General features: G+C 73.9%; 12 protein-coding genes. 3 read left to right on the forward strand and 9 right to left on the reverse strand.

The window, feature by feature from the left end; genetic code table 11:
• Window positions 1–9: 9 nt before the first annotated feature.
• The 3 genes from SXIN_RS06980 to SXIN_RS06990 are packed head-to-tail and all read right to left on the reverse strand — an operon-like array spanning window position 10 to window position 4,951.
• Entirely contained in the window at window positions 10–681 is a 672-nt protein-coding gene (locus SXIN_RS06980; protein ID WP_019711168.1) for an RES family NAD+ phosphorylase, read from the reverse strand.
• The gene (locus SXIN_RS06985) at window positions 681–1,346 is read right to left on the reverse strand and encodes a hypothetical protein (protein ID WP_095756747.1); all 666 of its coding nucleotides are present in this window, start codon (window positions 1,344–1,346) and stop codon (window positions 681–683) included. The genes SXIN_RS06980 and SXIN_RS06985 overlap by 1 nt, the downstream gene beginning before the upstream one ends.
• Window positions 1,343–4,951, reverse strand: a complete 3,609-nt coding sequence (locus SXIN_RS06990) for a CHAT domain-containing protein (RefSeq protein ID WP_157916258.1) — start codon at window positions 4,949–4,951, stop codon at window positions 1,343–1,345. Before SXIN_RS06990 ends, SXIN_RS06985 begins: the two co-directional genes overlap by 4 nt.
• Window positions 4,952–5,366: 415 nt before the next feature.
• On the opposite strand from SXIN_RS06990, the gene SXIN_RS06995 reads away from it, so the two are divergent.
• Complete coding sequence (locus tag SXIN_RS06995) at window positions 5,367–5,675, forward strand: hypothetical protein (RefSeq protein ID WP_019711173.1); 309 nt, start codon at window positions 5,367–5,369, stop codon at window positions 5,673–5,675.
• On the forward strand, window positions 5,672–6,325 hold the full coding sequence (locus tag SXIN_RS07000; RefSeq protein ID WP_238153701.1) for a hypothetical protein: 654 nt from the start codon (window positions 5,672–5,674) through the stop codon (window positions 6,323–6,325). Before SXIN_RS06995 ends, SXIN_RS07000 begins: the two co-directional genes overlap by 4 nt.
• A gap of 91 nt (window positions 6,326–6,416) precedes the next feature.
• On the opposite strand, the gene SXIN_RS07005 is transcribed toward SXIN_RS07000, so the two are convergent.
• Window positions 6,417–7,652: a PucR family transcriptional regulator gene (locus tag SXIN_RS07005; RefSeq protein WP_019711175.1), complete on the reverse strand. Its 1,236-nt coding sequence runs from the start codon at window positions 7,650–7,652 to the stop codon at window positions 6,417–6,419.
• A 440-nt stretch (window positions 7,653–8,092) separates the two neighbouring features.
• Between SXIN_RS07005 and SXIN_RS07010 the strand changes: the two genes are divergently transcribed.
• Window positions 8,093–9,343: a poly(ethylene terephthalate) hydrolase family protein gene (locus SXIN_RS07010; protein ID WP_019711176.1), complete on the forward strand. Its 1,251-nt coding sequence runs from the start codon at window positions 8,093–8,095 to the stop codon at window positions 9,341–9,343.
• A gap of 76 nt (window positions 9,344–9,419) precedes the next feature.
• On the opposite strand, the gene SXIN_RS07015 is transcribed toward SXIN_RS07010, so the two are convergent.
• The 5 genes from SXIN_RS07015 to pglY all read right to left on the reverse strand — a co-directional run bounded on the left by SXIN_RS07015 (window position 9,420) and on the right by pglY (window position 21,442).
• The gene (locus SXIN_RS07015) at window positions 9,420–10,478 is read right to left on the reverse strand and encodes a vWA domain-containing protein (protein WP_019711177.1); all 1,059 of its coding nucleotides are present in this window, start codon (window positions 10,476–10,478) and stop codon (window positions 9,420–9,422) included.
• Window positions 10,479–10,569: 91 nt separating this feature from the next.
• Window positions 10,570–12,831 carry a DEAD/DEAH box helicase gene (locus SXIN_RS07020; protein ID WP_019711178.1) on the reverse strand — a complete coding sequence of 754 codons (2,262 nt, stop codon included), beginning with the start codon at window positions 12,829–12,831 and terminating at the stop codon, window positions 10,570–10,572.
• Window positions 12,831–14,171, reverse strand: coding sequence for a BREX system ATP-binding protein BrxD (brxD, locus tag SXIN_RS07025; protein WP_019711179.1), 1,341 nt, complete (start codon window positions 14,169–14,171; stop codon window positions 12,831–12,833). Before brxD ends, SXIN_RS07020 begins: the two co-directional genes overlap by 1 nt.
• Window positions 14,172–14,552: 381 nt before the next feature.
• The gene (gene pglZ, locus SXIN_RS07030; RefSeq protein WP_095756749.1) at window positions 14,553–17,558 is read right to left on the reverse strand and encodes a BREX-2 system phosphatase PglZ; all 3,006 of its coding nucleotides are present in this window, start codon (window positions 17,556–17,558) and stop codon (window positions 14,553–14,555) included.
• Window positions 17,555–21,442 (reverse strand): BREX-2 system ATPase PglY, encoded by a 3,888-nt coding sequence (gene pglY / locus SXIN_RS07035; protein ID WP_095756750.1) that lies wholly within the window; start codon window positions 21,440–21,442, stop codon window positions 17,555–17,557. The genes pglZ and pglY overlap by 4 nt, the downstream gene beginning before the upstream one ends.
• Window positions 21,443–21,615 lie beyond the last annotated feature (173 nt).

Consider the following 21,615-nt stretch of genomic DNA (forward strand, 5'->3'; position numbering starts at 1 on the left):
GATCCCGTGTCAGCGCACCGCCGCGGGCTCCGGCTCCGAGACCGTCGCGCGCACCGGCCCCAGCAGCCGCCGGGCCTCCGCCACGCCCTCCTCCGTACGCAGGTCCACCGTCCGCTCGGGCACCGGCTCCAACGGGTGCTCACCGCAGCGGTCCCCGAACAACTGCAGGGCCTCGCGCGGCCGGTGACGCTTCGACTGCCACACCAGCCCCTGGACGTCCGGGGCGTGTTCCCTGATCAGCCGCACCCAGTACCGGGTCTTGGCGTAGTCGTCCCGTTCGGCGTCGACCAGCCAGGAGTCCTGCCATACCGCGGCCAGCCCCTCCGCGCTCATCAGATCCACGAGGGCGAGGTCGGTGGTGGTCCTCAGCACGGACAGGCAGTACCGGCTCGCCCGCGCCCAGGGGATGCGGCGCTGGGCAGCCGGCCCGTCGAACCGCACCGACCGCAACAGCACCTCGCTGAGCGCGGTGACGGGGTCGAGCGCCGCGTACAGGTAGACGAACGGATCCTGTTCGGTGGCGCCGAAGCGGTCACCGTCGAAAAACGTGTGCTGGCGGCTGGGGTTGAACGAGCCGGGCGGACGTGTGTCCCGGTGACAGCGGTACAGCTCCGTGCCGGCGGGCACCACACGGACCAGCGGTTCCATGCGGGCACCCTCGGGCGGGGCGTGGCCGGCCATCAGTCGTCCTCCACCAGGGCGCGGGCAGCGGCGAGGATCAGCTCGTGCGGCACCGCGTCCAGCAGTTCGGCCGGCACGCCGTCCAGCCAGGTGTTGCCGCCCAGCCACCAGTCCGCGGCGCCCCACGGGTCCTGTCCGGCGAGCAGCAGTCGGTTCACCTCGCGCACCACCGGGCGCAGCTCGTCCGTGCCGGGTGTGAACTGGAACTCCGGGTAGCGGTGGCCGAGTTCTGGATGGTGCAGCCGGATCAGATCGTCCGCCGCCGCGTCCGCCACGGCCGCGAGCGCCGCGTCCGCACCGCGCGCCGGGGCGCGGAGCAGCCGCCGGCGGGTGGTGTCGAGGATCTCGTCGGCCGTCGGCGGCGGGCCCGACAGGAAGCCCAGCAGGTCGACGAGCCGGGCCCGGTCGACGACGGCCTCGCGGCCCGTGTCCGGCCCGGCGAAGCGCACGGCGTCGTTCAGCGCCGCTCCGACGGGGTGGTGCGCGGGCAGCCGGTGCAGCATCCGGCCCACGTCCCGGACGGCACGCAGGGTGGGGCCGCGGCCCACGGCGTCGCCGAGCGCGGCGACCCGGCGCAGTAATTGAGCACGCTCGTCGGCGTCCAGTTCGGCCAGCGTCTGCGCCCAGTGGCGGTGCAGCAGGGCGATCAGTTGGTCGGGCGTCATCGGACCGGGTCCCTCCGGGGAGGCTCGGGGGCGGGGTTGCCCTGGTGGATGAAAGCGGCCCAGTCCTTGAGCCCACCGATGTCCTGCTGGGCGAGGAACGGTTCCAGCGCGGCCAGCCCCGGTACGGGACCCCGGCGGCCGGCCGGGGTGAGGGCGTACCGCTGGGTGGCGCGCAGCGCGTCGGACGGGGCGAGACCGGCGGCGAGATGGTGGTGCAGGACCGTCATCAGGGCCGGGGTGATGTGGTCGGAGACGGCCCAGCGGGAGCCGACGACATCCGTGGCCAGCCGGTGCACCAGAGCGGTGGTGAGAGTGAGGGCCTCGTCGTGGTCCGCGTCGCTCAGGTCGGTCTCGCACGCGCTGAGCACCACGACCGGTCCGCGGCGGTCCCCGGCCGGCGGGGTGTCCAGCAGGGTGGTCACGGTGAGGTGGCCCGTCCCGGCAGGAGCGCCCTCCTCGCACCACAGGTGCAGCGCGGAGCGGGCCGGGTCGGCCCCGGCCTTTCCGTGGCACACCAGGTGCACCACCGCGGCACGGCCGGCGGCCGTGGCGGACTCGGCCCCGAGGACCTCCAGCAGCGCCGCCGGTGTCGGCAGGCCGGGGCCGGCCCCGGGGTCCTCCTCCGCCAGGACCCGGGCATTGCCGTAGTACGCCTCCCGCAGCGCCCGGATCTCGTCCTCGGCGTAGATCAGGTCCGAGGGAACCGAGATCAGCGCCTGCCCCTGCGCGACCGGCAGCCTCGACCGCCGTATGCCGTGGACCAGTTCCGAACCGGAGGCGGCGAAGGTCACGACGGCGAGTTCGCACAGGTGAGCGGTCGCGGGGACACCGGCCCGCTCCCCGTCCCAGGCCCCGTCCCCGTCGGAGCCCGCCCGCGGCAGCCGCATCCGCGCGGCCTGCCACGGCACGACACCCAGGTCGCCGCAAGGCACCACCACCAGCCGGACCGGGTCCGCGGCCTCACCGGCGTCGCACGGCCGCAGCCCGCTCTCGGCCAGCGCACGCTCCCACAGGTTCAGCGCGTCCAGCACCGGCCCCATGACCGACTCGCCCGCCCAGTCGCACAGCCGGTCCAGGGACCGCTCCCACTTCCTCCCCGGCAGACGGACCGCGGGAATCGCGCCGGGATCCGTCCCGTCCGCGTCCCCGTCCTGGACGCGCCGCAGCGCGGCCCCAGCCCGCACAAACTCCTCCAGCGGGCCGCGGTGCGCCGTGGACAGTCCCGGCAACTCCACGGTCCGCACGCCGAGTCCGGGCCGCAGCAGCAGCGCGGCACCCGCTTCGCCACCCATGCCCGGCACCAGGTACACCAGCGCGTCGGCCCGGCAGCGGGCGAGCGCCGCGCCGAGAACCGGCACGGGCGGCGGCCCCGACGCCGCGCTCGCGGCACCCGGCGCCGTGCGCACCAGCTCCAGCGCCTCCCTGCGCAGCGCGCTGGGCAGCCGGGGCACCCCCGTCGCGTCCGGATGGAGCACCTCGTCGAGCACAGCGGGCCCGGCGGCACCGGCGTTCGCCGTCGCCCGCCGCCACGCCGCCGCCGTCTCGTACGCGCCGAGCGCCTCCAGCCGGTCTGCCACCGTGGTCCCGGCCGCGGCGGCGTGCAGCACCAGGGCACGCCCGGATTCCAGGCAGGCGACCGCCTCCTCGGGCCGGCCGAGCCGCACCGCCCAGCCCGCCGCGCGGACACCGAGACTGCCGGCCGCACGGGCAGCACGCAGCCCGTGCTCCGCGCCGAGCTGGAGCAGCACATCGTCCGCCGAGGCGCGCAGGGCCCGCCTGGCGTGGGCGAGCGCACGGGTCAGCCGGTCCCGTGCGGCGTCGTCGTCGGCCGGGTCGCCGGAGCCGGCGCGCTGGGCGAGGGCGGTGGCCAACTGCTCGTGCAGGGAGACGACGAGATCGGCCGCGTCCTCCCGGGCGCCGCCGCTCCCGGCGTCCAGCTCGGCCTCCGCGGCCTCGAGTTCGGCGATGGCCTCGTCGAGAAGCGCCGGGTCGCCCTCGTGCTCGTGCAGGGTGCGGACGGCGAACGCGATGGCCAGCCGATTGCGGGAACGCTGACCGGGCACGGAGGCGGGCGCGTCCAGCGCGGCCCGTGCCGAGTCGATGGAGCGCCGCACCCGCTCGGGGTCCGGTTCGAGGTGCGAGGCGAGCGCCAGCAGCGGCGCCTCCATCGTGGTGAGCAGCGGGCGGACGAAGGGGGGCGTGCCGGTGTGCGCCAGGGCGGCCGCATGCTGGTCGACCGCACTGCGCAGCGCGGACAGGTCGGCGGTCAGCAGCACTCGGACGAGTTCGAGGGTGCACAGGATGATCCGGGGCACCACGCTCCACTCACTGTCGCCGGTCTCCTGCTCGACCAGGGAGAGCAGTTCGGCCCGGATACCGGCCAACGCGGCCGTGTCGCGCTCGCGGTGGGCCCGCTCGATGGCGAACTGAGCTTGGACGCAGCGACTCAGGAGCAGCAGATCGGGCGCGCCCGGCCGGTCGGGCGCGCCGACCGCGAGCAGCCCCCCGGGCGACAGCGCCGCCGCGATCAGCTCCTGCGCGGTCTCCCCGTCCTGAAGGCTGTGACCGGTCAAGTGGGAGCCAAGCAGCACCGCGGGCACGGTCGCCTGGAGCAGCCACTCCGTCTCGTGGTCGACGGGCCCGTCCGCTCCCCGGGCCCGGGCCATCAGCTCCAGCGCCCTGCCGAAGTGCGCGTGCTCGCCGGTGCGCATGGCGAGGGCCGCGCAGGACAGTGCCGCGAGGACCTGTGCCGGGGCGTCCCCGGAGCCGGCCCCCGCCACGGTCCGCTCGGTCAGCGCACGCTGTTCGTCGAGTGTGATGAACCCGGGGCTGAACACCTCGGCTAAGATCGTCGGCACCTCCAGCGAGCGCGTCATCTCCTCGATTTCCGCCGGACCGGGCGGCCCGGCGGGCGGTACCGACCGCACAGCGTCCGCCGGGGAGCCGCCCGGAGCGCCGCTCGGAGGCCGCACGCCGAGCGTCTTCATCATCAGCGGCAGCGCCTGCGCCAGCCCGCCCAGTGGGCCGCTGTCGGGCAACAGACCGGGCAGCGCGGCCAGGACCTCGGCCATCGCGCCCGCGTCCCCGTCCCCGGCGGTCCGCAGCAGCGGCACCATGGTGGCGATCGCCTCGATGTGGGGCGGCAGCTGCCGGCTGTCGCCTCCCACCTCACGCGCCAGTTCGACGAGCTCGGGCAGCACCTCCAGAACACTCATGCCCTGCGCGATGCCCGGCAGGCCGAACGGGAGGTGGCGGGCGAGACCGGGCGGCAGCGCCGCCGCGCCGCCCTCCGCCGGGGGGATGTCCAGCAGCGGAGCCACCAGCAGGAGAGCGAGGTCACGTGCGGCGTTCCGGCGGACGCCGGCGTCCAGCTCCGCCACGCTCCGCGCGGCGCGCAGCAGTTCGACGGCCCGCGTACGGTCGGCGGGGTCCCGTCCGTCGGCCCAGCGGGCCGCGAGCAGCGCCCCGAGCCGCGCCATGACCTCGCCCCCGGGCTCTTCCGACAGCTCCTCCCCCAGCGCGTCGAGTTCACGGATCAGCGCGTCTCGTGCGCCCTCGTCCGGGCCGAGCGGGACCAGTTCCTTTTCCTCGTCCGCGTACGTCACCCCGGCTCCGTCGGCGCGGCCGAGCAGCCGTCGCACAAGCTTCCCGTCCGCGCCGGCCTCAGACCCGTGTTCCACCGTCAACTGCCTCCCGTCCGGTCGGTTCCGTCCCGCCGGCCGATACCGTCCCCCGGGCGGTACCGGCCCTCGACCGACCGCACGGCACCCTGCCGTACGGCCACAGGCCATGATGCTCCGGCTCCCCCGATCGGAGGAGGGCTTTGCGGCGTACGACCAGAATGCGACCGGCTTTGAACCGAAGCCGCCCCGACCTGCGCACAAGCAGCCGTGAGCAGGGCGGTGGCGGGCACTGCGGGCGCTCGGACGGCGACCTCGGCAGCCGTCCCCTGGCACCATCGGCTTCCGCAGGTGGGCGTGCGGACGCGCGCCATACGCGCAGGAGGTACAGGAGGTACCGGTGCCCCGACTCCCCCAGCCCTTCGAGGAGATCACCCGTCCCGGCTACGCGGCCGTGCACCTCGCCGGGCTGCGGGTCGAGGGTGGTCGGCACGAAGCGGTGCTCAGCGGCATCTGCCCGCGCTGCGAGCATCCCTTCCAGTACGTCCACCCGCTGACCGGGTTCCGCGTACCGCGGCCGTCCCGGTCCCGTGACACCTACTCCGTCCAGGTCGCCTGCGTCTGTGCCGAGGAGCACCCGGGCCGGCCGGACGACGACGAGGGCTGCGGCGCCTACTGGATCCTGCTGCTGCGATGGGATGGCCGGTGAGCTGGCAGGCTTCCCCCGGCCCGCCCGCCGTGCCCGCGGACCGCGCCGCCGCCCGCCATCGCCGACAGCTGGTGCGCTGGGAACTGACCCGGGTCCGCGAGGCCGCGGCCGCCTGGCGCACGGGACTGGCCGCGCTGCTCGTCGGCATGGTCGGGTTCGGCTTGGTCAAGGGCCGCAGTGACATCCGGGAACTGGCCACGCCCTATGACGTCGTGGTGGGCTGCCTCCTGCTCCTGACCCTGGCGACCGGCGCGCTGGGCGCCGTCCTGCTGCTGCGCGCCGCGCACGGCAGACCGGCGGCCGCCGTCGTGCAGCAGACACCGCCCGGGGTGCTCGCGTGGGGCGAGGAGGCGCTCGACCACCAAGAGACCCTGTGCGCGGCGAAAGCGCTGACGCGAGGCGTGGTCCTGACAGTGCTGTGCGCCGGCGCGCTCACCGCGACGGTCGCCGTGACCTGGTACGGGCCGGACAAGTCTGGGCCTCAGCTGGAGGTGGTCACGCCCGACGGTGGTTTCTGCGGTCGCTCCCGTGGTGTCACCGACGGCCGCCTGCTGCTGCGCACGCCGGCGGGTGAGGTGACGGTCCGCCTCGATGAGGCCCTCACCCTCCGCGCGGTGCGGTCCTGTCCGGGCCCCGGCACGGCGGGCTGAGCGGTAGCACGGCGGAACGCACCCCGGATGCCCGGCACACCCGGGCGCGAGACACTCGGTCGGCTGACGGAGAACCCATGGCCCGCGCGGGTCACCCGGCGGGGCGCAGGCTCAGCGCCCGCAGAGCCAGCTGCATCTCGAACTGCGCCGCCGGGTCGTGCAGTTGCTCGCCGAACACCTCGTCCAGCTGTCGCAGGCGGTAGCGCACCGTCTGCGGATGCACGGCCAGCCGCTCGGCGACCTCACTCGCGTTGTGACCGCACTGGAGCCAGCACAGCAGCGTCTCCGCGAGACGTTTACGCTGGGGGGAACGCACCTGGTCGAGCGGCTGGAGCCGGCGGCGCACCATCGCGTCGACCAGCGCCTCGTCGCGGAACAGCAGCAGCGTGGCCAGGTGGTCGGTGCACCGCACCACCCCGGTGCCGGGCAGGACACCGCGCCGGGAGAGCGCCAGGGCGTCCAGGGCCCACCGCAGTGAGCGGGCCCCCTCTCCGGGCGCCACGGCCGGGCCGACGGCGGCGCGCAGTCCCTTCAGCACCGCCCCGAGAGCACGGACCGTTCCGGGGTTCTCGGGGTCGGGCACGACCATGACGCCGGGCTGTGCGTCGAAGCACCCGAGGAACTCGGGCGGCAGGATGGGGCGGGCCGCGTCCGGTACGGGGTCGTGGTCCACGGCCACGACCGCGAATTCACGCGGGACGGTCCACCGTGCGGTGTGGGCGAGGTCGGTGATCGCTTCGACGGATGCCGGCGCCTCGTCCGTCAGTAAGTCGATCAGCCGGGTGCGGCGCAGCTGGAGCTCGCCCGCCGCGTGCAGCCGCGCCTCGGTGTAGCCAACGGTAGTCGCCGCCGCCATCTCGTCGAGCTGCAGGAACAGCGCCTCGCCGAACGTGGCCAGGACGTGGCGGGGCAGCACCTCGGCATCGACCAGGGCGTTGACCCTGCGCCAGGTGATGCGTGCCCCGAGGCGCAGTGCCGCCTGGAACGAGTCCAGGCTGCGGCCTTCGTCGGCCTCGCCCCTGCCGATGCGGTGGTAGGTGGCCTTGACCTCCTCCCAGTCCGCGTCGGGTTCGGCCATCCTGGCCAGGAACCCGCGGAGCGCCTGCTCCACACCCCGGTGGACGACCTGGCTGTAGGTGTCGTCGCGGGGCCGGTGGTACTCGTGGATCTCCTTGCGGATGGCCTGGACGACTTCTTCGGTGATCCCTTCGAAGAACGGCCTCAGATGCTCGTGAAGCCCGGCCGGAAGCGACCGGAAGGTCGCCGATGCCTCGAGGGCTGTCGTGTCCGTCGTCTCGCCGGCCGGTGGCTGAGAACCATTCACCATGCAGTGGTTCCTTTGCGCGTGAGGGACAAAGGCGAGGTGAAGATACCGCCACGGTGGTGTGGAGGCTCTTCATCGGACGACAGAGCATGCGCCGCCTGTTGTCACTTCGGTGACAACACTCCGGTGACGAGAAGCCACCGCACAGCCGTCATCGGGCACGGACGGCAGGCGTCCTGCCCGCACGGGCGGCGTGTGCCCCGCCCGTCCGACCCTCTGAGCCACATCCCGGATCCGGCCGCCCGATCCGCCTACCGCCCGTCGCGGCGAACACCGGTGGTTCCACTGATGCCCGCCCCCGCGACTCCCACTTGAATTCGGCCCGGGCCGATCCCCGAACCGTCTTTCGGCGATCGGAAGCAGGCACAACTCGCGCAACCGACACAACCGACACAACGGCGCGTCGGCGCGGACAGCCGATGCGGGCAGAAGGGATACCAGACATGACTCGCTTCCGCGGGCGCCTGCGAGCCTTCGGCGCAGTGGCCCTCAGCATCATGACCGTGGGTGCCGCCGGCGCTCTCACGCCCCCCGCAGCCGCCGCCACCCCCGTCTACAGCGAGGACTTCTCCGACGGGCTCGGCACCTTCACTACCTCCGGTTCCGTCCGGGCCGGCACCGACGGCGCGCGGTTGAGCGGGTCGCTGTTCACCGACCCGTCCATGACATCAGCGCCCATCGACCTGGCCGGATACAGCGGCGTGACGGTCTCCTACACCCGGGCGGCGTCCGGGCTGGACCTCGGCGAGTCCTTCACCGCGGCCTACTCGCTCGACGGCGGCTCGTTCACCGCGCTGGAATCGGCGCGCACCGCCACGGGTGCGGCGTCGTTCCGCCTCCCCGCCTCGGCCGACGGCCGAGACCTGCGGCTGCGCTTCTCGCTGGACGCCGGCAGCGCCCTGGAGACGCTGACCATTGACGACGTGCTGGTCGAGGCCGCAGGCGGCGGGGACCCGACCGACCCGCCGCCCGGATCGCTGCCCCCGGTGGACGACGTCACCGAGCCCGGGCCGTACGCGGTGACCGTCGACAGCAGCGCCGGCCCCGGCGACGACGGGTGGCTGGTGTACCCGTCGGACGCCGGCCGGGACGGTGTGGGCCACCCGATCCTCGTCTGGGGCCCGGGGGCGGGATCCGCTCCCGCCGACTACGAGGACATGCTGCGCCTCTGGGCCTCGCACGGGTTCGTCGTCTACAGCGAGGTCTCCTCCAGCAGCGGCGCCTACATGGTCGACGCCCTCGACTGGCTGGAGGAACGGAACGCCGACCCGGGCAACCCGCTGTATCAGGACCTCGACACCTCCGAGGTGGCCTTCGGCGGCCATTCCCGCGGGTCGATCGGGACCTTCGACGTGGCCGACGAGCCGCGGCTGGAGACCACCATCCACGTGGCCGGCGGCTCCTTCGACGGCGACGGCCCGGACAACCTCCGGAACCCGGCCCTGTACATCGGCGGTGACGAGGACTTCGCCACCGCCAACATGGAACGCGACTACACCAACACCGATGTGCCGGTGTGGTTCAACGTCCTCGACGGCACCGACCACATCTACGCCACCCGCAACGGCCGGCACATCATCACCGCCTGGCTGCGCTGGCGCTTGGCCGACGAGGAGTTCCGGCGCACGGAGGACTTCCTGAGCCCCGGCTGCACCTTCTGCGGCCTCGGCGAGGTCCAGCACAAGAACTGGTGACATCGCCCCGGCCCGCCCGGTCTGCCCCGTCGCCCTGACGACGGGGCAGCTCGGGGCAGCCCGGGGCAGGCGAGCCTCACAACATGATGAGCAGCCGTGTCCGCGGCTTGAGCTTCCGGTTCACCGAACGGCTCTGCACATACACCTCCAGCTTGGGATTGTTCCCCGCCTTCACGGAGACGGTTCCCTGGATCCCCGTCCCGAACAGCAGGCTGCGTGCCGCGTCGCCCGTGTAGGCGCGATCGGTGTCCTTCTCGACCACGACGACTTCCTTGTTGGGCTGCACCAGGGCTCTGGCCCCCAACTGGTAGTAGCACGCACCGCGTTCGTAGCTCACGCCCGGATGCGAATCGACGAAGGGCCGGATCTCCATCTCCTTGTCGACCTTCAGGAGCCGGTACCGGTCGGCCGGTATCGGTTCGAGGGTCGCCCGCACCTCGTCCACCGATATGTCCTGGCCGACGGCGAACAGGTTCTTCGTGCCGCGCACGCCCTGCTCACGGCCCCGGAGGAAGCTGGTGGCGGCGGCGCGCACGGTGCCGATCGCCTCCTCGACACCCTCGTGGGAATCCGCGTCCCAGATGGCGATGTTCCCGGCCGGGAAGCCGTAGTTCTGGGCGGTGCGCTTCGCCAGGGAGTTCGGGACGAGGATCGCGGACGTCCAGTGGCCGGGCAGCGAACCCATCTTCGCCGTGATCCTGTCGAGCCAGGGGCCGAGGATGGCCATGTCGCCGTCGTGCCGCCGGTCGCCGCCGGAGGCGTTCTCCTCGCCGTCCGTCACCACGATCTGCAGAAAGCTGTGCTCGCCGTACTCCTCCCAGATGTGGCCCAGGTCGTCCAGCGACTTGAGCGACGCCTCGATCAGAGCCGTGGCACCGTTGTTGACCTTGTACAGACCCCGCATGGACGGCAGATGCTTCACGTCCATGTCCCAGACCAGGTTCTCCACCCGGTGGTCGAAGGAGTACAGGCTGATCCGCGTCTCGTGCCCGAGGCTGTCCGACTCGGCCTTCAGGCCCGCCACGAACTCGTCGACCACGCGGATGAGCTGACTCTGGTGCTGGTACATGGACCCCGAACAGTCCACGACCAGCGCGACGTGGTTCACCTTGTGCTGGATCTTGTTGGCGGACACGCTTCCGCTCCCCCTCCGCTGCTCCCCGAGTAGTGCCTGAACTCTATGAGCGGGCACTGACATCGACGCCGGCGCCGGGGCGCCCCGGAGCTCAGGCGGAGTTGCCCAGGCCGACGAGAAGCGCGGGCTCCGCCAGCACCGCGCGGGCGCTCTCGAAGTCCGCGAGCCGGGCCGCGACCGTGGCGACGGCCAGGCGTTCCGGGAGGGCGGCGGAGAACTTCAGCCCGCGGACGGCCCGGCGGTCCACGTCGGGCAGGACGAGGCTCTCGCCGACGCTCTCGCGGGCCGCGCGCCACTCGGCCGGGGTCATGTCCTCGCGCAGGCGCAGCCAGCAGTCGGTGGCGCGTTGCAGGGGGTCGCCGACCGACGGGAGCGTGGCCGCGAGGGTGGCGTTGGCGCGGTAGCCGGCCCACGTCCACCAGCGCACGTCGCGGCCGACGCGGGTGATCAGTGTGCCGTCCGGCCGCACGGTGCCGTGGGCGTCGCTCTCGCGCTGCTCGGCCAGGCATGCCCCGGCACGCCGGGTGAGGGAGACGGGCGGGTCCGCGCCCAGCAGCACCTCGCGCATGGCGCGGGTGAGAGCGTACGACAGTCCGGCGATGCCTCCGTTCGTCCACTTGGCGACGCCCCCGCTGTCGGCCGGTTCGACGAAGACGCGTTTGCGCAGCCAGTCGACGTAGGTGACCTGCCAGCTCCGCCCGCCGAGCAGCAGGCGCCGCGGGCCGGGGCGTTCCCCGGTGAGCACGCTGGGATCGGTGCGGCCGATCTCGGTGCGCCCGGAGAGCACGGTGAACTGCGGCGGCGCCGTGAAGGACGCCGTGAGCTCGATGAAGTGCCGCTTGCCGAAGCGGCGTTCCGCCTCGGGCCCGACGAACAGCAGGCCGCCGTCGCTGTCGAGGAAGCCCTCCTCGGTGAGGAAGCGCAGGATGGGGGCGGCGGACCGGTCGAAGGGGGCGAGACCGTTCCACTGCCGGTCCCACAGCCTGTCACCGAGCTTGTGCTGTTGCAGGGTGACGGCGAGAAGCTGCTGGGCCACGAGGTGACGCGGCTCGGGCGGCGGGAGCACCGGTTCCACCCAGCCGCGCGACCACAGCAGCAGCAGTCCCGCCGCCTGCAGCAGGGTGTTCTCGCGGGTGGTGAGGAACAGGCAGTTGCGCACGCTGCCGGGGCGCCGGCCGGTGCGGCCGATGCGCTGCAGGAAGGAGGCGACGGAGGCCGGTGCGTCGATCTGGATGACGCGGTCCAGGTCCCCGACGTCGATGCCGAGTTCGAGGGTGGAGGTGGAGACGATGACGCAGTCGCGTGCTTCGGCGAACGCCTGCTCGGAGCGGGTGCGTTCCTCGGCGGACAGGGAGGCGTGGGACAGGAAGACGGTCACCTCGCGGGCACGGAGCGCGGCGCCCAGTTCCTCGACCTGGCTGCGCGAGTCGCAGAAGACGAGGCGTTTCTCTCCGCGGTGCAGGGCGGCGATGAGCTTGGCGGCGTTGTCGAGGGAGCCCACGTAGTCGAGCTCCACCTCACCGGGGGGCCTGCGGGACGGGTCCTCGGCGGCCCGCTCCCCGTGTCCGGCCGCGCCGGCGGCCGGCAGGTGCACGCCCGGGGCGACGACCTGCCCGGTACGGCTGCCGGCCCCGGCGCCTTGCAGCCAGCGCAGCAGTTGCCCGGGGTTGCCGACGGTCGCCGAGAGCCCGACCCGCTGGATGGGCCGGCCGGTGACCCGCTCCAGCCGTTCGAGGACGGCGAGCAGGTGCCAGCCCCGGTCGTCGCCCGCGAAGGCGTGCACCTCGTCGACGACGACGGCCCGGACGCTCCCCAGCAGCCGCGCGTGGTCGGTCTTGACGCCGATCAGCATCGCCTCGAGCGACTCGGGCGTGGTCAGCAGGATGTCCGGCGGCTCGGTGCGGATGCGCTGCCGCTGCGACTCCTTGGTGTCGCCGTGCCAGAGGGCGGCGCGCCGTCCCAGCCACTGGGCGTAGGTGTCGACGCGGCCGGCCAGGTTGTTGAGGAGTGCCTTGAGGGGGCACAGGTACAGCACCGAGGTGCCCGTCCACCGCTGTCCGGCCATGGCCGACAGCAGCGGGAAGCAGGCCGCCTCGGTCTTGCCGCCGGCGGTCGGCGCCAGCAGGACGGCGTCCCGCCCGTCCAGGAGCGGGGTGACCGCCTCCCGCTGGAGGGGGCGCAGGTCGGGCCAGCCGAGGGTGTTGACGATGTGGTGCAGGACGACGGGATCGAGCCGGTCGAGCACGTCGGCCCCTCCCCCGGCCGGACCCGCATCGGCCGGGCCGTCCCGGGTCGTTCCGTCCACGGCCGGTCCCTCCGGTCCGCCCCCGGCCGGGCTGCCGGCGTCCGCCATCACAGCTCCAGGTCGATGTCGTCGGCGGACGCGGCACCGCCGGTGACCGCGGCGGCCAGGTTCCGCTCCACATCGGTGAGTTCGCTGCCGGTGACGGTCAGCTTGTAGTGCCGGCGGGGGTCGAAGTCGTCGAACTGGTCCACGCGGTCGAGCACGTCCCCCACCAGCTTTTTCAGGAACAGCCGCGGCGCCACCCCGACCTTCCCGCCCAGCGCCCCGCCGACGGCCCGCGCGAGGTCGGCGACATAGGAGTCGTCGACGACCGTCCGCACCCGCTCGGGCGATACGGCGGCGTCGGCGTACAGGTCCCGGATGGCGGAGCCGAGGCCGACCAGGGACTCCTGGGTGAAGCCGGGCAGCCGGATCTGCACGGCGCGGGGGTTGTCGAAGCGCGGGTCGGTGGTGAAGTCGGTGGCGAGCCGCTGGGCGAGCGGGGCCAGGCGCTGGACGCCCTGCTGTCCGTCGTAGAAGGCCGGTGTGCCGGTGATGACGAGGTACAGGCCGGGGAAGCGGCCGGAGTGCACCTCGTCGATGAGCTGCCGCAGCGCGTTGAGCGCCTTGTCGCGGGCGTCGGACCGGACCCGCTGCAGCGTCTCCACCTCGTCGAGGACGACGAAGAGCCCGGTGTGCCCGGAGTCGCGCAACACGGTGAGCAGGCCCTGCAGGAAGCCGAGCGCCCCGAAGTGGTCGAGGTCGCCGCGCACCCCGGCGGACCTGCGGGCGGCGGCCGCGACGTGCGGCTGGCCACCGAGCCAGGCCAGGACGGCCGCGGCGGTGGCCTCGTCGCCCTCGGCGAGCGCAGCGCGATACCCGCGCAGGGCGGTGGCGAAGGACGGGGCGTGCCGGGAGACCTCGGCGAGCCGCGCCACGAGCAGCTTCTCCACCTCGCCCGGCAGCTCGTCCTCGGACGCGCCGGCCGCGAGGGCGTCCTCCTCCAGGGCGTAGAACCAGGCGTCCACGACCGGGCGCAGGGCGCTGGGCGGGAAGCTGGAGGTGGTGAGGCGTTCGGTGAGCCGCCGGTAGACCGTCTCCAGCCGGTGCAGCGGCGTCTCGTTCTCGGAGACCTGGATCTCGGCCACGGCGAAGTTGCGGCGCTTGGCCCGCTCCCCCAGCCAGCGGGTAAAGAACGTCTTGCCCGAGCCGTACTCGCCGCGCACGGCCTTGAACACGGACCCGCCGGACGCGACGGCGTCCAGTTCCGCGTCGAGCGCCGCCTCGAACCGGTCGAGCCCGGTGGCGAGCAGATCGAGCCCGCTCTCGGGCACGGCCCCACGGCGCAGGGCGTCGACGACGGTACGGCGGCGGGCGGCTGAGACGGGTGTGGCGTGGTGGCGGATCACCGGGTCAGTCTCCCACTCGAAGGTGGTGGAAATTGACCCTGTCGACAAGGACGGCTGTCCTCCCCGACCGCGCCCCCTCGCGTGCCGGACCATGCCACGCCGGAGAGAGATGTACTACGATGCGGGCATACCCCCCCGAGAGCGCAGGCATCTCGGGTCGACGACTCCGCAAGGGGCCGTTTTTGTTGGGCCGCTGGGAGAACCGCGCCCGTCCGCATGGCGCCGTGGGCTGCACGCTGCGGAGCTCTGCTGAACCGTCGCGGGTTCCGCGGACGAGCCCCGGCCCTCGGCCTTCTCGTGAGCCGTACCGGGGAGGTGACAGCCGCCTCGCTCAGGCCGTCGCACAGCTGCCGGCCGAAGCCCGCAGGACATCGCCCGCCGTCAGCCCGCTCCCAGCGCGAACTGCTCGCGCAGCAGCGCCTCCTGGAGGCGCAGGGTGCGGCCATCGGGCAGGGTCTCCAGGACCTGTACGCCGTCGTAGTTGAGGAGTTGCCGCAGGACGGCGGCGAAGCCGTCGCCCCGGGCGGTGGGCATGCCGGCGCGCTGGGCGAGCGCGGTGACGGGCAGGGTGCCGCCCGCGTCGAGCAGGGCGGCGAGGGCCTTGCGGACCTGCTCCTGCTGGGGCTTGCGCGCCAGACCGCCGAGCTGCGCCCGGTACGCCTCGGAGTCGAGCAGTGCCGTCACGAGCGCCTCGGCCGGGGGCACGGGGGCCGGGGTGAGGAGGGCGTCGTCGCCTCCGGGGGCCGGCTCGACGTCGAAGAGCGTCTCGTGGGTGCGGGCGAGTTCGGCCTGCTGCTTCTGCGTCTTCGCCGTCGGCTTCCTCGGGGCGGCGGGCACGGCGGGGGCGGCGGCCGCCGGCCGGCCGGTGGCTTCGTCCGGCGCCGGTTTCCCCCGCTCCTCCGGGGCCCACCACCCGGGCCGCTGGTCGCCCAGCTCCCGCCATCCCTTCGGCGGTTCCGCACCGAACCGCAGGAAGGCGAGCACCGGGATGGCGACCTCGGCGAGCGAGGCCCCGCCGTGGTAGCCGGCCTTGAGGGCGGTGTAGCGGGAGTCGGCGTCCCACAGGGCGACGACGGACGCGCCCGGCTCGGGCCACACCACGCGCGGCCCGGACAGGGCGATCTCCCGTTCGGCGAGCGACGGGCCGCCGGGCAGGCGGTGGCGGGCGGACTCCGGCCCGGCGGCACCGGCCGCCGCCGTGTCGAGCTTGGTGCCGTGCCGGTCGATGACGTGGCCGTGGTCGCTGGTGAGGACGACGGCCATGCCCTGGGCGGCCGCCGCCCGCAGCAGCTCGCGCAGGCCGGGCACGTCGTCGATCCGCCAGGCGCCGTCGCCGAGCTTCTGCTCCTTGGCGAGCCGGTCGTCGATGGCGTTGAGGACGACGGCGACATGGGTCCTGCCGTCGCCGAGCGCCTCGGTGAGCTCCGGGCCGAAGGCGTCGCCCGCGGTCTCGGTGCGCAGATCGTCCTTGTGGAACACGGCGGCCGGGGCTCCGCCCCACAGCCTCAGCGCGGGGAAGAGCCGCTTCTCGTCGGCCTGGGTGCCCTTCATCAGCCTGCCGGCGAAGAGGGAGGTGCGGGACACGGCCGTGACGGTGGGCAGGGCGGCGGCCATCACCCGCCGCCGCGGGGCGCCGCCCTCGGGCAGCGGGTCGAACTCCGCCCAGGAGCGGCGCAGTTCCTCGCCGAGTTCGTTCGCTATGGCCGCGCTCATGCCGTCGAGCACGAGCAGCAGCACCCGCCGCTCCTCCCCGCGCCGGACGACCGGGCCGACCACGCGGTCGAGGAAGGTCTCGACGGTGAGCATGCCGCCGGGCTGGGTCCCGGCCTGCGTCCAGGAGGCCAGCAGGCGGGCGAAGGACGCGTCGATCCGCCGGCGCCGGTCCCGGACGCGGGTGCCGAGGGTGTCGTAGGCGGCCTTGAGGACGGGGTCCGGGTCGCCGCCGGCCTCGATGTGCTCCAGGGCGCAGTCGGCCCAGCCGGTCTCGGCGACGTGCCGCTGTATGGCGTCGGCGACGGTGGGGGCGTCGGCGGACGGGTCGGTGGCCAGCCAGCGGGCGAGGCGCTGTCCCATGCGGGCGCGTTCGACGCGGGCGGACTCCTCGGGCGCGGCGGCCAGCTTGTGGTCCGCCAGGCGGCGCACGGCGTCCGTCACCGCGCCCGGGTCGCCCGCCGCGAGGGCCCGGCCGACGGCGGTGAAGCGCGCCTCCAGGCCGCCGCGCAGCACGGGGCTCGCCTCCACGGCCTGCTCCGCGCCGAACTGGCGGGCCAGGGCGGACGCCCGGTCGAGCACGATGCCGGTGGTGCGGCGCGCCTCGCGGGCCTCCTCGGCGTCGGTGCCGCCGGTGCCGCCGGTGCCGCCGGTGCGGTGTCCGGCCGCCAGCAGCGTGGTCACGTACTCCTCGGCGGCCCGGCCGAAGACGGTCACCAGGGTGTCGAGCTGTTCGCCCGCCGCCGGGGGCTGTTCGCCGAAGTAGCGTTCGGCGCGGCCCCGGGCCCGGTACGTCTCCGGCGCGGGCTCGGCGTGCTGCCACAGCGCCGCGCACACCAGGCCGAAGGCGGCGGCGTCCTCGCCGCGTCCGGCCTCGGCGAGGGCGAGCAGCGCGCGGCCGGCGAGGCCCGCCTGGTCCTCCTCGGCGAGGAAGGCGGCCAGTCCCGCGCGTTCGGGGCCGCGCAGGGCCAGGAACCGTTCGGGTGCTCCGGGCCGGGTCGACCAGTCCAGCAGGGCCTGGGCGTCGAGCCGGTCGTCGCCGGGGCGCCGGGCGCCGCCCTCGGTGTCGTAGCGGCCCAGGCGCAGGCGGCGCTGCGCGAGCGCGGTGAGGGCGTGCTGCCGCGACAGCCAGCCGCCGGGCACGGGCGGCCAGCCGCCCCGGGTCGGCGGGGTGGCGTCGAGGAGCGCCTCGGCGGCCCAGTTGACGTCCCGGAGCCGGGGGTCCGTCTGCCGGGCGCCGAACGCCTCGCGGACGACGTCCCAGCTGTCGACCGTGTCGATGCGCTTCTTGTGGACGCGGGCGAGGATCGCCGGGTCGAGTTCGTGCTGCTCACGGTCGGTGAGGACGACGAGCACGGCGGGGCCGGGGCGGCGGCCCGCGAGGTGGTCGAGGACGAGTTCGTGGACGGCCAGTGGCGAGGGCGCCACGGCGATCCCGGCGGTGCGGCCCTCGCCCCAGCCGGGTTCGGCGGGGCCGTCCCAGCGGGGCGCGGAGCGCAGCAGCACGGCCCGGCGCCGGTCGCCGCCCTCCCCGGTGAGCGATGCGGCGAGGGAGGAGTGCGAGGACAGGTACTGGGTGATGGTCGCGGTGTTCAGCCGGACGGCGCCCGGGGCGGGCGCGGCGGTGGTGGTCGTGGCACCTGTGGTCGTGGCTCCGGTGGTCGTGGTGTCCGTCATTCGACGACCCGCCAGGTGATCTCGATGGTGGCTTCGGGCCGGCGGGCGGCCAGTTCGGCCAGTTCCGCCCGGAGGTCGGCGGCGGCCCGGGCCGCGGTGGTCCGGCGGCCGCCGGATGTCGCCGCCCTGCCGCCGCCTGCCGGGGAGGGCGTCTCCTGCGGCCGGTTGAAGGAGATCCGCGGGTCGCTGGTCGGCGTGTCCAGGGACTGGCCGTCGGCCGTGGGCGGCGGGGGCGCGGCGGGGGCGGGCGGCGGGGTGGCGGCGGCCTGGGTGCGCTTGACCAGGGCGACGACCTCGCGCTGGGTGCGGGCCAGGGCGTCGCGCAGGTCCGCCGTGCGCTGGTCGTCGCGGGCGACGTTGCGCAGCGAGTCGAGCAGCGCCTCGCCCTCGGGGCCGAGCCCGGCGGCGAGTTCCAGGGTGGTCCAGGGGGCGGAGGCGACGGCCTCGGCGACGGCGCGGGCCTTCTTGACGGAGGTGCCGTACCGGTCGGCGCTGGTCTCGCCCAGGTCGAAGGAGGCGAGCGCCTCCACGGTCTTCTTCGCCCCGGCCGCGCCCTTGCCGGCCTCCGCCGTGAGCGCGTCCAGCAGTTCCAGGGAGCGGCGGGCGAGGGCGAGCCGCCCGGTGTCGGCGGCCCGGTCGAGGCCGAGGAAGGCGGCGTGGGTCTCCAACTGGTGCACCAGGTCGGCCGCGTGGTCCCGGTGGGCGCGGGCGGCCTCGATGATCTGGCGGGCGAACTGGTTGACCATGCGGCCGCGCCGCAGGGCGGGCGGCTTCTGCCCGAAGATCGTTTCGAAGCGCTGCCGTGCGGTGTCCCAGTCGGGCTCGGCGGGCAGCGGCTGGCTGCGCAGCGCGTCGTGGTCCTTGATGCCGGACACTTCGGGCGCGGGGTCGAGGACGGTACCGCCGCGCACCCACACCCGGTCGTCCATTTCGGCGAAGGCGGCGACGACGAGCCGGGCGAGGAAGTCGGGCAGCCCGCGCGGCTCGGGCCTGTCGGTCCAGTCGGTGAGCGTGATCAGGGACAGGTCGCCGGTGACGCCCTGGGAGCGGGCGAGCTGCCGGAAGTGGTCGGCCCAGTAGCGGGACAGCTCGAAGTACGCCTCCTTCTGCTGCCCCAGGCGCAGCGGCCCGGCGATCCGCTGCATCAGCTTGCGGTCGGCGGCCGGGACCTCCACGCGCCCGTCGCGGGCCTCGGCTGCGGCCCGGACGTGGCCGAACACCTTGCGCGTGTCGGCGGGCCTGACGGCGGTGCCGGTGGCATCGGGGTCGAGGTCGGGGTGGGCGGGGTACTGGTGGGCGAGCAGCCTGCCCGCGATGTGCCGGATGCCGTCGCGCAGGCTCTGCCCGAAGGACAGGGTCAGCCCGTCCACGTCGGGCAGCGCGACGAGGTGGTCGTCGAAGTCGGGCACCACGTCGGCGGCCTGCTTCTGCGCCAGCCCGTACGCCTGCTTGAAGGCGCCCTTGACCTGCTTGAGCAGGGCCTCGCGCTGGGTCTCCAGCAGCCCCTTGGCGCGGCTGCGGTTGTCGGCGTTGAGGTGGCCGGCGTACTGGGTGTCGAAGCGGTGCTCGTCGGCCAGGGCCTTGTCGATGACGACGAGGCGCCGGAAGTCGGCGAAGCGCTGCGCGGACAGGTGCGCGGGCAGCCAGGCGACGGTGCGGGACCGTTCGCCCTGCTGCCGCTCGCGCAGCCGCTGGATCCGGTTGGCGTCCTCGACCGGGCCCCATTCGCCCTCGTCGAAGGGGAGGTCTATGGCGATGCGCCACAGGCCGTCCTCCTGCGGCATCAGGTCGTGGTCGGGCAGTTCGTCCTCGTCGGCGACGTTGCCGAAGACGATCTCGGCGGTGCGGGCGGTGCCGCGCCAGATGAAGCCGAGCTGGTCGCTCAACTGCCCGTGGTCGACGCCCAGTTCCTCCGACAGCAGGCGCCGGGCGAGCGCGGCCCGGTTGCCGGGGTTGTCGTTGACCTGGGCGTTGGCGATGACGGAGTCCACGTCGACGCCGGACAGCTCCAGCCGCACCCCGGGGTTGGTGTCGGTGCCGGTCTCCTTGATCTCGGGGAACCGGGCGGACCACTCGGCGACCTTGCTCTTGATGATGCCGACCTCGGCGCCCGGGATGGGCGCCAGGACCGAGCCGTGGTTGAGCGCGCCGAGCCGCCGGATGGTCAGCTCCGACAGCGCGGGCACGCTGGGCGCGAGCGCCGACAGCAGCAGCGTGCACACGAGCCGGTTGTCGCCGGTGAACATGCGGCAGCCGGCCAGCCGCTTCGGGTCGGTGATCGATTCGGGCCGGTTGCGGTACTGCTCGACGTCGTCCTCGGTGATGTCGTACGAACTGAGCAGATAGGGCCGGAGCTTGGTCTTGTAGAGCTTGTCGGCGGCCTCGAAGACGACCTTGAGGCTGTCGGTGAACGGCTTGTCGCCGCCCTCGGCGATCACCGGGTAGAGGTCGCCGACGGGGACGAGCTCCCCGAGGCGGATCTGCTCGCGGTGGTCGGCCAGGAGCTGCCCCATCAGCTTCAGACCGGTGCGGGAGCGCTGCAGCGCGGAGGAGATGTGGACGAGGGTGTCCATGAACGCCGGCGAGAAGGGGTACGTCAGCCGGAACGACTCCTCGTCCGCGCCGGTGGTGCCCTTGTCGGAGCCGAGGAGGGTGTCCCAGACCTGCGCGCCGGTCCGCTTGGTCTGCGCGAACGCGGCGTCGACCAGCCGGGCCGCCTCCTCGTCCTTCGGCTTGAGCAGGCGGGCGTGGGCGATCTGCGGGAGGTTGCGGTCCTCCAGGGTGATCTTGTCGAATCGGCCGGAGGCCAGGTTCAGGGTGTCCTGGATGGACGACTCGGCCGCGCCGGACACCTCCTCGCCGACCAGCTCGCGCAGGTCGCGCTGGCGGGCGATGAACGACACGACGGGGATGGCGCGGCGGGCGTCGCCCCCCTCCACGAAGTTCGTGATCTTGCTGGCTTCGCGGGCCACGAACTTCTGGTCGTGGATGAGCGTGGCCAGCCACAGGATCAGCTCGTCCATGAACAGGATCAGGCCGTCGTAGCCGAGCGACTTGGCGTGCTCGGCGATCACGGACAGTCCGGCGTCCAGGGAGACGAAGCCGTGCTCGTCCTCGACGGCGTTCCGGGCGAACCCGGGGAAGAGGTTGGTGCTCGCGTCGTTGACGAGCTTGGCGCGCAGCTCGGCCGGGGTGGAGGGGTTGCGCAGGTCGAGCGGGACGCCCGCCTCGTGGCTCTCCTCGGCGTCGAGCGCGGTGTCCAGCAGCTGCGGGGTCCAGGCGAAGCCCTCGCCCCACTCGTCCTCCTCGCCGTCGTCCGCGTCGCCGCCGCCCAGGCCGCGGATGACGGCCTCGTCACCGTAGGCGGCGCGGTTGGCGCGGATGTCGTCGAAGAGGGAGTCGGTCCGGTACACCTGCGGGGTCGGCGCCTCCGGGTGCAGCTTCTTGACGTGGCTGACGTAGCCGCCGAGCACGCGCTGTTCGAGGGCCTTGGCGCCGAGCATGTGGTACGGCACGAGCAGGAACCTCTTGCCGTCCGTGCCCAGCCACTCGTGCCGGGTCAGCACCGGGTCGAACTCGGTGCGGGCGCGGGCGGCCGGGTCGCCGCTGAGCAGCGCGTACAGCACGGCCATGAAGTGCGACTTACCGGAACCGAACGAGCCGTGCAGATACGCCGCCTTGGAGCGGTGCCCGTCCAGCGCGGACTTGATGAGGCCCAGCGCCTCGTCGAAGTTCTCCAGCAGCCGCTCGGTGACGACGTAGTCCTTGAGCGCGTGCCGGGCGCCCTCGGGCGTCGTCGCCTCGGCGAGGGACAGCACGAAGTCCGAGGTGGAGATGGACTCCTTGATGTCGATGACATCGCGGAGGAGGGGCTGCTGGGCCATTGCGGGTGTCTCGCTCTCCCTGACGGTGTCCGGTGCTGCTGCTCGTGCTCGATGTGGTGCGGGTCCGCCGCCGGGGCCCGGGGCCGGCCCGAGGGGCGGGGCGGGGCTCAGGGCTGCGGATGGCCGGTGCGGCAAGCCGGCTGTCCCGGCCGGTGGCGAGGACGGCTCCGGCG

It is taken from the genome of Streptomyces xinghaiensis S187 (genome assembly GCF_000220705.2).
In the GTDB taxonomy this organism is placed as follows: domain Bacteria; phylum Actinomycetota; class Actinomycetes; order Streptomycetales; family Streptomycetaceae; genus Streptomyces; species Streptomyces xinghaiensis.

What these genes read in the sequence shown, in the direction of transcription:
- SXIN_RS07005 (WP_019711175.1), bottom strand. Translation starts at nt 7,652, where the DNA reads ATGGTGAATGGTTCTCAGCCACCGGCCGGCGAGACGACGGACACGACA.
- SXIN_RS06980 (WP_019711168.1), bottom strand. Translation starts at nt 681, where the DNA reads ATGGCCGGCCACGCCCCGCCCGAGGGTGCCCGCATGGAACCGCTGGTC.
- SXIN_RS07010 (WP_019711176.1), top strand. Translation starts at nt 8,093, where the DNA reads ATGACTCGCTTCCGCGGGCGCCTGCGAGCCTTCGGCGCAGTGGCCCTC.
- SXIN_RS06985 (WP_095756747.1), bottom strand. Translation starts at nt 1,346, where the DNA reads ATGACGCCCGACCAACTGATCGCCCTGCTGCACCGCCACTGGGCGCAG.
- pglY (WP_095756750.1), bottom strand. Translation starts at nt 21,442, where the DNA reads ATGGCCCAGCAGCCCCTCCTCCGCGATGTCATCGACATCAAGGAGTCC.
- pglZ (WP_095756749.1), bottom strand. Translation starts at nt 17,558, where the DNA reads ATGACGGACACCACGACCACCGGAGCCACGACCACAGGTGCCACGACC.
- SXIN_RS07020 (WP_019711178.1), bottom strand. Translation starts at nt 12,831, where the DNA reads ATGGCGGACGCCGGCAGCCCGGCCGGGGGCGGACCGGAGGGACCGGCC.